Raw genomic sequence first — 13,549 nt, 5'->3', positions numbered from 1 at the left:
ACATAAGGGGTTAGGTGAAGGCTGTGGTGATGCTGCGGCGTTTGGCGTGCAGTTCGCTGGCGTGAATCAGTTGCTCGAGGTCTTCGGGGGTGATGTCGATGAAGGCTTCCATGTCGGCCAGCGCGAGCTTGAGGTCTTCAGCGGTGATTGCCTGGATGTCCACTGGAGCAACCAATGGCGCCGGTTCGGCAGGGCGTTTCGGGTAACGAATGCGCGTCAGATTGTTGTAGGCCAAAGCACTGAGCAACAGGCACGCGGCACCGAGCATCACCGGTTCCATGGCTTTCCAGTCCATGGCGATGGTTGCCGGATCTGCCAGTACCAAGGTCAACGCCAACGCGCCAGCGGGAGGATGCAGGCAGCGCAACCAGCACATCAGAACCAGCGCCATGCCCGCCGCCAGACAGGCACTGCCAAGGGTTCGTCCCAGCACGTGTGCAACCAGCAGCGCGACGACGCCAGCACACAGATAACCGCCAATGATCGACCACGGTTGGGCAAGTGCGCCGGACGACACGGCGAACAGCAACACCGCCGAAGCACCCAACGGGCCGATCAGGTGGTAAGCCACTTCATGGCCAAACACCTGAGCGCATAACCACACGCTAAACAGCGTCCCCAAAGCCATGCCGATGGCGGCGCGGCTCCATTCGGAGGGGCGGGTATTGATGGCGGCGGGCAACCAGCGAGCGAGCATGTGAATCCGATCCTTGCAGCAAATTCAGGGCAAAAAAAAGGACTTGTCCGGCAATCCGGAAAGCCCTCGAAGTGTTCCAACATTGGGGGAGGAACGCGCACAGTTTGCCGATCTATTTCGATGCTGACAAATTCATATAAATGCAGTTTTAGTGCATTACTTTTGAATTAAAGCGCCCCGACGTCCGCTGACCACACACAAATAACCGCCTAATGCGGCCAAAACGCTCAGCGCATAAAACATGCTGGGGGCCGGCGTGTGCATCAACAGAAAACCGCACATCACCGGGCTCGCCGCGCCGCCGAGTGCCGCCAGGTTCTGCGCGCCGTAGTAGCTGCCGCGCAGTTCTTCCGGGGCGAGCGTGTCGACAAACAGAAAGTCTGCCGGGTAAATGATCATCTCGCCCAAGGTGAAGATGAACATCGCCACGCACCAGCCCACAAGGCTGTCGGCAAGGCTGAAACCGATCAGCCCGACAATGAACAGTGCCGTGCCACCGGCAATCCAGTGGCGCAAGTGTTCACGCTTGAGCAACCGGCCGACCTGGTATTGCAGCAAAATCACCGTGATCGCGTTGCAGGCGAGCAGCGCGGCCATGGTGTCCAGCGTTTGCTGCTGGCTGTGGGTGACCAACAGGTATTGCGACAAGTACAGGGTGAAACGCCCGTGAACCAGGGTGCTGAGCAGGCAGCCGAGGGTGAACAGGATCATCGTGCGGTCGTTCTTCAGGATGATCAGCGTTTTCAGAAAGCTTTGTGGCTGGCCAACCGGTGCGTTCGAATTGGCGTCTTTGCCGGCGCCGAGCAGCAGGAAAATACTGCCAATGGCGATGGCTCCAGCGACGATGAAGGGCGCGGAAGGCTCGATGCCGGCAATCACCACGCCGATCATCGGGCCAATCGCGTAACCGATGTTAGTGAGCGTGTAGTTCAGGGAAAACGCCTTGACCCGTTGGCCCACCGGGAGGTTTTCACTGAGCATTGCCTTGGAGCAGATCAGGAACAGCGCCGACGCGGTTTCGCTGATGATCAACACCAGCGTGACCAGATACAGGTTCTGCGCAAAGGTCAGCAGCGTCAGGCCAACACCGCTCGACAGCATGGTAACGATCAGCAACTGACGCTTGTCGAGCCGATCAATGATGTAGCCACCATATAGCGACAGCAGCGTGGCACTGAACACCGCGATGCCCAGCAGCAAGCCGACATCCTGTGGGTTGAGGCCGAGTTTGTTGCTGAGGAACAGGGTCAGCAGCGGACTGATCAGGGCACGGCTGACGACGACGGTCAGCGAGGTGACCATCAGTCGGCGGATCAGGCGGGAGTAAGTGGCCACGAAGAGGTCAATGTCCTTATTTCAAATGCTGTGCGGGCGTACGCCATCCTCGCCGCGCACACGCCGCCGGTCAAACCCAATAATTCCCCCCTATCCTGTAGGGGCTGCCGCAGGCTGCGATCTTTTGATCTTGTCTTTAAAAGCAAAATCAAAAGATCGCAGCCTTCGGCAACTCCTACCGGGGATGGCTCAGGGGCAGGCGCATCGCGCAGCGGCGTTCGGCGGGGAAGCCGTGCTCGACTTCCTTTTGCAAGGCATCGATCAAATACGCTTCGCTGGCATCCGGCTCGACCACCACGAAGCCCATCCGCTCATAGAAAGGTGCATTCCACGGCACATCGCGAAACGTGGTCAGCGTCACTGCTCGCAGGCGTTGCCGGCGTGCATAGGCAATCGTTGCCGAGATCAATTGACGGCCCGCCCCCTGGCCCTGAAAGGAACGGCTGACGGAGAGTTCTTCAATGTGCAATTGCTTGCCGATGGTCAGCGCGCGAACAAACCCGGCGAGTTGCACGGTGGCGCTTTCGGCAACCCATACGTGAGCATGCTCGATGGCGTGTCGATGTTGCGCGGCGTCCGCCACGTCGGTATCGGCAAGCCAGGCAAGGGTGGGATCGATACGAAACAACTCGGCGGCCGAGCGCTCGATAGCGGGAAGGGCGGCCGCGTCAGCGGAACGTGCAAGACGAATGAGCATTTTCATTTAGGAGTGCCGCAGGCTGCGATCTCTTGATTTCGGGACGTGGAGCGTCCCCGGCTGCATTCCCATGCAGAGCGTGGGAACGATCAAAAGCCAAAGGATCGCAGCCTGCGACAGCTGCTACAAGGGTTTCACGTACAGCAATACGTAGTCGTTTTTATCGAAACGGCCGCTCACCAGCGGTTGCAGGGTTTCCAGTGGCGTACCTTTCAAGGCCTGGAAGTCGTTGCGATCCATCATCAGCCACGTCGGGCCCTTGAGGGCTTCCAGTTGCTGCACCGAGTCGGTGAACTGCGGTTGCAGATCCTGCTCGATGTTGACCATGAACTTGATCGCCTTCGCGTCCTTGCCCATACCGTGCAGCACCAGCGGCGCAGGGTTTTGCCTAACCTGCGCGAAGGCGGCGCGGCTGAAAGTCTGCGTGTCATAGAGGCGCCGTTCCACAGGTTCGAACACCGCCGCATACACCGTCCATAACGTCAGCACCGAACACAGCGCCAGCACTTCGGCACGCCAACGCGGGATCAACAACCGCGAGAGCGCCGCCAGTTGCAGCACGCCGAGCACCAGCAAAATCAGCGTGATGTCGGTCAATTGCTCGGGGAACCGACGCCGCGCGACCAGCAGAGCCACCAGCAGTAACCCCGGTGTCAGCAGCCACACCGCCAACATCAAACCGCGCAGCCAACGGAACACCCAACCGTGGAGAACCTGAAAGGGATACGCCGCAATGATCGCCGCCATGGGCAACATCGGCAGCAAATACCGCGCTTTCTTCGCCTGCGGAATCGACAGGCCAACCATCACGATCAGTCCCGCCGCCGCGCAATACTGCACAAGCCGCAACGCCGGCTCCCGCTGATGCGGTTTGCTCAACCACGCGGCTGCCAATGCCAGCAAAGCCAATGGATACGCCAGCGCATAGTTGCCCAGCGAACTGGTGAAGTAATACAGCGAGCCGCTGACGCCTTCGCTGCCATCCATGCGCCCCATGAACTGCATGCGAATCACGTCCTGCATGAATGCCGGGCCACCGCTCAGTTGCGCCAGCCACAACAACAGCCCGACGCATGCCGCGAGTAACACCGACGCCAGCACGCCAAACACCAGCAATCGCGGCCACTGTCGATTGAGCAAGTAATAACTGCACAGCATGCCGGTCGGCACCACCAGACCAATGGGGCCGCGAATGCCGAAACCGAGTAACAGCAGCACGAAGATCAACCACCCACGGCGTCCGCCCGCAAAGTGATCGTGGGCATAGCCCAGATAGAACACCGCGAATGCGACCGCTGCGAGCATCAAGTCCTGCGACACCGCGCGAACTTCGGTGAGGAATGTGCTGGTGAGCAGCAACAGCGCGATGCTGATCAGCGCCCAGCGCCGCGAATACGGTGCCAACAGCCGATACATCAACGTCACGATCAGCGCGCCGGCGATGGCGCTCGGTGCCCATGCAGTGAACGCATTGACGGCCCCGAACGGCAATGACAGCAGCCAGATAAACAACGTCGACAACGCCGAGTAATCGGCATACGGCTGTCCATAAGTGCTCGGAAACACCGTTGGCCCGTGGCGCAGCATTTCCTGCGCGAACAGCACAAAGCGTGAATCGAAACCGATAGGGGCCTGCCCGTAGACCCCGGCCATGAACAATAAAAACGCCAGCAGCCCTGCGATCAGGGACTGCCGGCGAATGTCAGGCGATAACGTGATCAAGCGACGTCGGACGCGTGCGGCCATTGTTGCAGCGTAATCGGCAGTTTGCGCGATTCGCCACGGCCCATAGGGAAGTAATGGAAACCGTTGCGTTCCAGGCGCTCGGCGTCATAGAGGTTACGCCCGTCGAAGATCACCGGGGTGTTGAGGCGCTGTTTGATCAAGTCGAAATCAGGCGCTTTGAACTGTTGCCATTCAGTGCAAATGATCAAGGCGTCAGCACCGGGCAACACCGATTCGGGGGTGCCCATCAGCATCAGTTTCGATTCGTCCGGGTAGAGATTCTGGGTTTCCTGCATGGCTTCCGGGTCGAACGCACGCACGCTGGCGCCGGCCGCCCACAATTCCTCCAGCAGCACCCGGCTCGGCGCGTCGCGCATGTCATCGGTGTTGGGCTTGAACGCCAGGCCCCACAAGGCAAAGGTCTTGCCGCGCAAATCGCCTTTGTAGAACGCGTTGATACGCTCGAACAGCTTGTGTTTCTGCCGCTGGTTGATCGCCTCGACCGCTTGCAGCAAATCGCTGGAGCAATGCACCTCTTCAGCGCTGTGGATCAGCGCGCGCATGTCTTTGGGGAAGCACGAACCGCCATAACCGCAGCCTGGATAGATGAAGTGGTAACCGATGCGCGTGTCGGCGCCGATGCCCTGGCGCACCGATTCGATGTCGGCGCCGAGGTGCTCGGCGAGCTCGGCGATCTGGTTGATGAAGCTGATTTTGGTCGCCAGCATGCAGTTGGCGGCGTATTTGGTCAGCTCGGCGCTGCGCAGGTCCATGAACATGATGCGGTCGTGGTTGCGGTTGAACGGCGAGTACAGGTCGCGCATGACGTCGCGCACTTCATCGCCCTCGCAGCCAATGACGATGCGATCCGGACGGCGGCAATCGGCAACCGCCGAGCCTTCCTTGAGAAACTCCGGGTTGGAGACGATATCGAATTGCAGCAACCGGCCGACCTTGATCAGGGCTTTTTCGATGTGCGCACGCAGGGAGTCACCGGTGCCCACCGGTACCGTGGATTTTTCCACCAGAATCAGCGGCTGTTCGCGATGACGAGCGATGGCGTCGCCGACCGAGAGCACGTAACGCAGATCGGCCGAACCGTCTTCACGCGACGGTGTGCCGACTGCAATGAACGCCACCCGACCGTGCTGCACGGCGAGTTTCTCATCAGTGGTGAAGTGCAGGCGTTTCGAATCCAGCCCTTCGCGCACCAGGCTGGACAGCCCCGGTTCGAAGATGCTGACGTGACCCTGACGCAACAGATCGACCTTCTTCTGGTCGACGTCCATGCAGACGACATCATGGCCGACCTCGGCCAACACAGCCGCTTGCACCAGACCGACGTAACCGCTGCCAAATACTGTGATTTTCATGGAGCACTCCTGAATTCGGGCGCACGAGCCGGACGAGTGTTGATGGTGATGACCCCGAGCATGACCAGCGCCACGCCGAGTGATTTAGTGAAACTGAAGGATTCGTTGAACAGCGGCAGACTGGCCGCCAGCAGGTACACCAGCGCATAGCTGATGCTCAGCAGCGAATATGCGCGGCCCAGCGGCAGATCGCGCAGGGCCGCGAGCCAGCAGAGCATCGACAGGGCGTAGGCAATAATGGCCGCGACGACAACGGCCAGCGCACGCCAGTCGATGCTGTCGACGAGCAGCCATTGGTCCGGCACGGGCAGGCGCGTCATGCTCCAGCGCATGCCCAGTTGCGCCGCGCTGACGAGGAAAACGCTGCCCAGGGCGAACGTGATGCCGCGACGCGGGTTCATGACTGTTGCCCCAGCAGAACCACACCGCCGATCACCAACGCGACACCCAGCCAATGCTGGCGGTCGACGGGTTCACGGAAGACGAAACGCGCAATCAGGGTGATCAGCACAAAGTTGAGGCTGAGCATCGGGTAGGCGATGCCGACTTCCAGGCGCTGCAGGACCAGCAACCACACCAGCAAGCCGCAGCCGAGGGCGACCAGCGCCACCCACAACCATGGCGAACGCAGTTTGTCGGCCCATGAAGAGTCAACACCGCGCCAACTCTCCACGGCGTATTTTTGAGCGACCTGACCCAGGCACGTCAGCAGGCACGCGGCCAACAGCAGCAACAGGCTCATGACGCCACCTTGGGCAAAATCATGATCACCAGGTTGCCCTGTTCGTAACGGATGCCGTCCTTTGGCAGTCTGTCGATTTCGTCCAGTTCGTCTTGCCCCTTGACGCGCATCACCACGCCGACCGAACCGCTGCGGCGCGCCTCGCGCATCCACTGTTGCACTTGATCGGGATCGACCCGCTGTTGAATGCCGTCAGGATAGGCAAGGCCATATTTCAATTCGCCTATCGTGTTGTATAACGCGACTTGCGGGCGATGCAGGCGCCAGGACAACGCCGCCGCCGCGCCCAGATCGTTGCTCAGCAGGTGCGTGGTTTGCGCCAGTTCGCTGACGTGATGCTTGATGAACTGATCCGGCATCTTGTTGGCGACCACCGATTTGGGCAGTGCCGCCGGCAGCACGGCAATCAGCAACAGACTGCCGAAGGCCGGTGCCGCCCAGCATTGCAGCGGCAGGAAGGCTTGCAGCAGGTTGGCGATGATCCACCCGATCAGGGCAATGAACACCAGCACCATGCTGTGCAGTTCGTGGTCGTATACCGGTTTGGTCAATTGCAGGTACACCAGCGCAATCAGCGTGACCACGCCCAGCAACAGATTGAGCAGGCCATTGACGCTCAGCGCACGACCTTGCTCCAGACGCAAACGGTCGGCGAGGGCACTGCCCAGCAACAGCGACATCGGCAGCAGGCAGGGCAGGATGTAGGTCGGCAGCTTGCCGTTGCTCAGGCTGAAAAACAGCAGCGGCATCAGCAGCCACAGCAACACAAATACCACTTTGGGCTGGGCGCGGGTCTGCCACGCCTGTTTGAACGCGGTCGGCATCAAACCGACCCACGGCAGGCTGAAAGCCACCAGCAGCGGCAAGTAGAACCACCACGGCGCATCGTGCTGGGCATCATCACCGGCAAAGCGGCGAATGTGCTCATGCCAGAAGAAGAACCGCCAATAGTCAGGTTCCTGCGCGTGCACTGACAACACCCACGGCAGGCTGATGACGATCGCCACGGCAATAGCGACCGGGCCGTACATCAGCAGCTCACGCCAGCGTTTTTGCCAGAGCATCCACGGCAAGGCGATCAGCACCGGCAGCAGCCAGGCGAGAAACCCCTTGGTCATGAAACCCATGCCGCACGCCAGCCCGAGCACCGCCCAGCCAGCCATGCGTTTGCCGCTGGTCTGGCTGTCGACGGCAAACCACAGCGCCACCAGACTGAGATTGACCCAGAAGGTGAATTGCGGATCGAGGTTGGCGTAGCCGGCCTGACCGGCAACAATCGTGAAACTCATGTAGAGCAGGGCGCAGACGAAGCTTTTGCGTGGGTCTTGCCACAAGCGCCGGGCGATCAGGTAGCACAGCAACACGCTCAGCCCCGTGCTCAGTGCCGAAGCGAAACGCACGCCGAACAGGTTCTGCCCAAACAATTGCTGGCCCAGCGCGATCATCCAGTAGCCGGCAATCGGCTTCTCGAAATAACGCAGGCTCATGAAATGCGGCGACACCCAGTTGCCGCTCAGCAGCATGTCCTGGCTGATCTGTGCGTAACGGGTTTCGTCGGGAATCCACAGGCCATGGCTACCCAGCGGCAGCCAGTAAGCCAGCAGACAGATGCCCAACAACAGCAGCGGCAATGTCCAGCGCTTAGTCATGCGCCTTGCACTCCCAGCCAGCCTTCGCGGCCATCGAGAGCGCCGCGTTGTACGCGACCTACGGGCAAGGTGTTGAAGAACTCGGGCAGCAATTCACCCAGCGGGGTGAACTCAATGTTGCGCTGGCGTGCATCGGCCAGTAATTGGCGAAAATCCTGAGCCATCAGAATCCCTTCTACTTCGGCGTGGATGGTGTAGACGTTGAGTTTTTCCGGGCGAAACCGGTCGAGGATAAAGGCGTTGAAATCCGGCGCCGCGACGGTGGGGCCGACGACTTCGTCGAAGGTCGGCAGGTCGACGGGAATCTGCGGCGTGCCCGGCGTACCGTCAGCCAACAACGGGCGGAAGAGGCGCGAGCCTCGGCAATCGCTGTTGTAGCGAAAGCCGAACGCTTGTTTAGCCTCGATCACGCGCTCGTCGGCACGCCAGCCAGCAGCGGCCGAACAGGTGATTTTCTCGCCAAGAATGTCGCTCAAGGTGTCGACGCCCTGACGGATCTGCTCGACCAGTTGCGCTTCGCTCCAGCGCCCGGCATTGGCCTGCCAGCCGTGGTGATCCCAGGCGTGCAGGCCAACCTCATGACCGGCGTCGCGGGCCTGACGCATCAGGTGCCCGAGTTCGCGGCCAATCGGTTTGCCCGGCCACGCCGTGCCGGCCAGCAAAATATCCCAGCCATACAGGCCGGCAGCATTGGAGCGGAGCATTTTCCAGAGAAACTGCGGGCGGATCAGGCGCCACAGATGCCGGCCCATGTTGTCCGGGCCGACACTGAAGAAAAACGTTGCCTTGATCTGCGCCTCGTCGAGCATTTCCAGCAAACGCGGCACACCTTCACGGGTGCCGCGAAAGGTGTCGACGTCAATGCGTAGACCGGCCTGCATCAACGCTTGTCCGCGATTTCGAGCATGGCTTCACGCAGGAAGAAGTCGAGCGTGTTGCCGATGGTCTCGCGCATTTCCACGGTCGGCGTCCAGTCGAGCAGGCGCTTGGCGTTGGCAATGCTTGGTTTGCGATGCTCGACATCCTGATAGCCGGCACCGTAGAACGCCTTGCTCTCGACGTCGCGGAAACCGGCGAACGGCGGGAAGTTGCTGCGCAACGGGTGAGCTTCGAACTGACGCAGCAGCTCTTCGCCCAGCTGACGGATGCTGGCTTCGTTGTCCGGGTTGCCGATGTTGATGATCTGGCCGTTGCAGACGTCGTTGTCGTTGTCGATGATGCGCGCCAGTGCTTCAACGCCGTCAGCGATGTCAGTGAAGCAACGCTTCTGCTCGCCACCGTCGAACAGACGAATCGGCGTGCCTTCCACCAGGTTGAGGATCAACTGTGTGATCGCGCGGGAGCTGCCGATACGCGCCGAGTCCAGACGGTCCAGACGCGGGCCCATCCAGTTGAAGGGACGGAACAGGGTGAAGTTCAGGCCCTTGGCGCCGTACGCCCAGATCACGCGGTCGAGCAGTTGCTTGGACACCGAGTAGATCCAGCGCTGTTTGTTGATCGGGCCAACGATCAGGTTCGAGCTGTCTTCGTCGAAGTTTTTGTCCTGGCACATGCCATAGACTTCCGAGGTCGACGGGAAGATCACGCGCTTGTTGTATTTGACGCAGTAGCGCACCAGCTTGAGGTTTTCCTCGAAGTCGAGTTCGAATACGCGCAGCGGGTTGCGGGTGTATTCGATTGGCGTGGCGATGGCCACCAGCGGCAGCACCACGTCGCACTTCTTGATGTGGTACTCGATCCACTCCGAGTGAATGCTGATGTCGCCTTCGACGAAGTGGAAGTTCGGGTGGCTGCGCAGACGCTCGATCGCATCGCAACCAATGTCCAGACCGTAGACTTCGTAGCGGTCGTCACGCAGCAGGCGCTCGGACAGGTGGTTGCCGATGAAGCCGTTGACGCCGAGGATCAGCACGCGAGTGCGACGTGGCGCACGACCGGACTCGGCGCCGCGCAGCAGCGAGCCGTCAACCAGGCCCAGTTCGCTGGCCAGTTGCGGGCCACTGAGGTACAGACCGTTATCGTTGCGCTGACCGGCGTTGATCACCAGCGAGTCTTGCCCGCAGGCGATGCGCAGCGGATCGACACTGATCACGCGGCCCGGCGCCTGACCGTCGTTGCCTTTAACGACTTCGGCGCTCCAGACGATCAACTTGTGCTCGCCCACGGCGCAGAAGGCGCCAGGGTAAGGACGCGTCACGGCGCGCACCAGGTTGAACAGTTCTTCGGCCGGTTTGGCCCAGACCAACTTGCCGTCTGCCGCTGAGCGACGGCCAAAGACCGTGGCTTTCGATTCGTCCTGTGCGGTTTCGCTGATCTTGCCCTGGAGCATGGCGGGCAACGTGTCGCGCAGCAGGTCGGCGGCGGCGGTGCGCAGCTTGGCGTGCAGGGTCAAACCGGTGTCGCTGCGCTCGATGGCAACACGTTGCTGGGCAACGATGCCGCCAGCGTCGGCGCGCTTGACCATGCGGTGCAGGGTGACACCCGTTTCGGTTTCACCGTTGACCAGCACCCAATTGGCCGGGGCGCGGCCACGGTAGCGTGGCAGCAGCGAGCCGTGCAGGTTGAACGCGCCTTTTTTGGCCAGTGCCAGCAGTGGCTCGCTCAGCAGGTTGCGGTAGTAGAACGAGAAAATGTAATCAGGGTCGAGTTTGGCGATGCGCTCGATCCACAGTGGGTGGTTGGCGTCTTCCGGCGCGTGCACGGGGATGCCCTTGTTGGCACACAGTTGTGCCACAGAGGCGTAGAAAGCGTTTTCTTTCGGGTCATCCGCGTGAGTGAACACGGCTGCAATGTCATAGCCGCTGTCGAGCAGGGCTTCAATGCCGGCGCAGCCAATATCGTGGTAAGCGAAGACAACAGTTTTTGCACTCATGAGTGAACCTGACCGGAAGTAGAGGAAGAGGAGAGACCATCAACAGTGACGGCAGGCGCCGGGGTAACGGCGTGGCTGCGCAGCACTTTTTCAATGAAGAAACGCGGGCGGGCGCGCACATCGCTGTACATGCGTCCCAGGTATTCGCCGAGCAGGCCCATGCCGATGAACTGGCCGCCGGTGAACACGAACAGCACGGCGAACAGCACGAACATGCCATCACCGGCCCAGCCGGAACCAAAGGCCAGGCGCATGACGATCAGCGCAAAGGCAAACAACAGACCGAGCCCGGCCATGGTGAAACCGACGATGCTCAACAGACGCAGCGGCGTGGTGGTCATGCAGGTGATCAAGTCGAACATCAGGTTGATCAAACGCATCGGGCTGTATTTCGAATCACCGTGTTCACGCTCGGCGTGGGTCACGACGATTTCGGTGGTATGGCGGGCGAAGCTGTTGGCCAGAATCGGGATGAATGTGCTGCGTTCGCGGCAAGCAAGCATCGCGTCGATGATGGTGCGGCGATAGGCGCGGAGCATGCAGCCGTAGTCGCTCATGGCGACGCCGGTAGAGCGCTGCACCGCGAGGTTGATCAGTTTCGACGGATAGCGACGCAGCGCTGAATCCTGACGGTTGCCGCGCACGGTGCCGACGACGTCGTAGCCCTTTTCGGCTTCAGCGACCAGCCGCGGGATTTCTTCCGGCGGGTTTTGCAGGTCGGCGTCGAGGGTGATCACCACGTCGCCCTTGCACTGCTCGAAACCGGCCATGATTGCCGCGTGCTGACCGTAGTTGCGGTTGAGGATGACCGCCACGAACGGGCTGTCTTCACGGCTGGCGGCTTCCTCCAGCAGGTTGGCGGACTCATCACGGCTGCCGTCATCGACCAGGACGATCTCGAAGTCGTGACGCAGCATCCGGCACGCCGCTTCGGTGCGGCGCAGCAGTTCCGGCAGACTGTCCTGTTCGTTGTAGACCGGGATGACGATCGACACGCAGCGGATTGGGTAAGGTTTCACGGGCGTTTGTCCATAAGGTTGGCGATGGCCCCGACCACGCGATCAAGGTCTTGATCGGTCATGTCGGGGAACAACGGAATCGAGCACAGCCGCGCCGAGTTCCATTCGGTGTTGGGCAGATACAGGTCGGGATCACGCTGGCGGTACCAGGTGTGCAGGTGGGTGGCGATGAAATGGATACCGGTGCCGATGCCTTGGTCCTGCAAGCCTTTCATGAAGGCTTCGCGGTCCATGCCGCAGCGCTCGCTGTCGATGCGCAGGATGAACAGGTGCCAGGCGTGCTGTTGCGCGTAGTCCGGCACAGCCAGCGGTTGTACCGGCAGGCCTTCGAGTTTTTGCCGGTAGGCGCTGGCCAGTTCAGTGCGGCGGGCGTTGATCGCCTCCAGACGTTCCAGTTGCACCAGTGCGATCGCGGCGTTGATGTCGGCGAGGTTGTATTTGAAACCGGGCTCCATTACCTGTGCCTGCGGCTTGCGGCCACCGGTCAGGCGATCGTAGGCGTCAACGCCCAGGCCATGGAACTTGAGCATGCGCACGCGACTGGCCAGGGCTTCGTCGTCGGTGACGAACATCGCGCCTTCGGCACAGGTCATGTTCTTGATCGCGTGAAAGGAAAAGATTGCCGTGCCCTGCGATCCGACGTGGCGACCCTTGTAACGGGTGCCGGCGGCGTGGGCGGCGTCTTCGATCACCGCGATGCCGTGCTTGTCGGCCAGCGCATACAGCGGGTCGAGATCAAACGCGGCACCGGCGTAATGCACCGGGATGATCGCTTTTGTGCGCGGGGTGATCGCGGCTTCGATGCGCCCGGCGTCGGTCATCAGGGTGTCGCGGTCGACGTCGACAAACACCGGTTTGGCGCCGAGCAGCGAGATCATGTTGGCGGTCGAAACCCAGGTTTGCGAAGGAGTAATGACTTCATCGCCCGGACCAATGCCCAATGCCAACAGGGCGATGTGCATGCCACCGGTGGCCGAAGAAAGTGCCACGGCATGCCGGCAGCCAACGTACTGCGCGAATTGTTCTTCGAGTGCCTGGTTTTTTGGCCCGGTGGTGATCCAGCCGGAACGCAGTACTTGTTCTACGGCTGCAATTTCTTCATCGCCGATACTGGGGCGAGAGAAGGGGAGAAACGCCTGACTCATGGACACCTCATCACAAACAATCAGAAGAAAACCAACTCTTTAAACAGGATCCAGTTTCAGCGTAGACGCAAAAAACAGCCGTGCATCAATAAGTTGCTGAGAAGACTTACCGTCGGAGGTTGGTTGACTTTTGTGGCTTCGCGCGGCAGTTTGGGCAGGGCCGACACGGAATCTGTTGGAATTAAGGTTATGCCCGTTTTTGTGAAAGGAACATGAAAAACCGGTCGGCGAATCGTTTATCTGAAACTCATACAGCCGCTGTTCAGACTTCTACCGCTTATCGTCATTCTTAGTA

Annotated in this window: 12 protein-coding genes; all 12 read right to left on the bottom strand. The window is 60.5% G+C overall.

Annotated features, from left to right (window positions below; genetic code table 11):
- Positions 1–10 precede the first annotated feature (10 nt).
- Positions 11–697, bottom strand: coding sequence for an HPP family protein (locus JFT81_RS01960; protein ID WP_201225892.1), 687 nt, complete (start codon positions 695–697; stop codon positions 11–13).
- A 156-nt stretch (positions 698–853) separates the two neighbouring features.
- Positions 854–2,032, bottom strand: a complete 1,179-nt coding sequence (locus JFT81_RS01955) for an MFS transporter (protein WP_201225891.1) — start codon at positions 2,030–2,032, stop codon at positions 854–856.
- Positions 2,033–2,207: 175 nt separating this feature from the next.
- Positions 2,208–2,735, bottom strand: coding sequence for a GNAT family N-acetyltransferase (locus JFT81_RS01950; RefSeq protein WP_201225890.1), 528 nt, complete (start codon positions 2,733–2,735; stop codon positions 2,208–2,210).
- Positions 2,736–2,852: 117 nt separating this feature from the next.
- Positions 2,853–4,475 (bottom strand): glycosyltransferase, encoded by a 1,623-nt coding sequence (locus tag JFT81_RS01945; protein WP_201225889.1) that lies wholly within the window; start codon positions 4,473–4,475, stop codon positions 2,853–2,855.
- On the bottom strand, positions 4,448–5,827 hold the full coding sequence (locus JFT81_RS01940; RefSeq protein ID WP_201225888.1) for a UDP-glucose/GDP-mannose dehydrogenase family protein: 1,380 nt from the start codon (positions 5,825–5,827) through the stop codon (positions 4,448–4,450). The genes JFT81_RS01945 and JFT81_RS01940 overlap by 28 nt, the downstream gene beginning before the upstream one ends.
- On the bottom strand, positions 5,824–6,228 hold the full coding sequence (gene arnF, locus JFT81_RS01935) for a 4-amino-4-deoxy-L-arabinose-phosphoundecaprenol flippase subunit ArnF (RefSeq protein ID WP_201225887.1): 405 nt from the start codon (positions 6,226–6,228) through the stop codon (positions 5,824–5,826). The genes JFT81_RS01940 and arnF overlap by 4 nt, the downstream gene beginning before the upstream one ends.
- The gene (gene arnE, locus JFT81_RS01930; protein WP_201225886.1) at positions 6,225–6,569 is read right to left on the bottom strand and encodes a 4-amino-4-deoxy-L-arabinose-phosphoundecaprenol flippase subunit ArnE; all 345 of its coding nucleotides are present in this window, start codon (positions 6,567–6,569) and stop codon (positions 6,225–6,227) included. Before arnE ends, arnF begins: the two co-directional genes overlap by 4 nt.
- Positions 6,566–8,218 (bottom strand): lipid IV(A) 4-amino-4-deoxy-L-arabinosyltransferase, encoded by a 1,653-nt coding sequence (gene arnT, locus JFT81_RS01925; RefSeq protein ID WP_201225885.1) that lies wholly within the window; start codon positions 8,216–8,218, stop codon positions 6,566–6,568. The genes arnE and arnT overlap by 4 nt, the downstream gene beginning before the upstream one ends.
- Positions 8,215–9,099, bottom strand: coding sequence for a 4-deoxy-4-formamido-L-arabinose-phosphoundecaprenol deformylase (gene arnD, locus JFT81_RS01920; protein WP_201225884.1), 885 nt, complete (start codon positions 9,097–9,099; stop codon positions 8,215–8,217). Before arnD ends, arnT begins: the two co-directional genes overlap by 4 nt.
- On the bottom strand, positions 9,099–11,090 hold the full coding sequence (gene arnA, locus JFT81_RS01915; protein ID WP_201225883.1) for a bifunctional UDP-4-amino-4-deoxy-L-arabinose formyltransferase/UDP-glucuronic acid oxidase ArnA: 1,992 nt from the start codon (positions 11,088–11,090) through the stop codon (positions 9,099–9,101). The genes arnD and arnA overlap by 1 nt, the downstream gene beginning before the upstream one ends.
- Entirely contained in the window at positions 11,087–12,109 is a 1,023-nt protein-coding gene (arnC, locus tag JFT81_RS01910; protein WP_201225882.1) for an undecaprenyl-phosphate 4-deoxy-4-formamido-L-arabinose transferase, read from the bottom strand. The genes arnA and arnC overlap by 4 nt, the downstream gene beginning before the upstream one ends.
- Positions 12,106–13,254, bottom strand: a complete 1,149-nt coding sequence (gene arnB, locus JFT81_RS01905) for a UDP-4-amino-4-deoxy-L-arabinose aminotransferase (RefSeq protein WP_201225881.1) — start codon at positions 13,252–13,254, stop codon at positions 12,106–12,108. Before arnB ends, arnC begins: the two co-directional genes overlap by 4 nt.
- Positions 13,255–13,549 lie beyond the last annotated feature (295 nt).

Source organism: Pseudomonas sp. TH43, assembly GCF_016650635.1.
GTDB lineage: Bacteria > Pseudomonadota > Gammaproteobacteria > Pseudomonadales > Pseudomonadaceae > Aquipseudomonas.
Note: the sequence above shows the minus strand (reverse complement) of the source record. Positions and strands in the feature narration are given on the sequence as shown.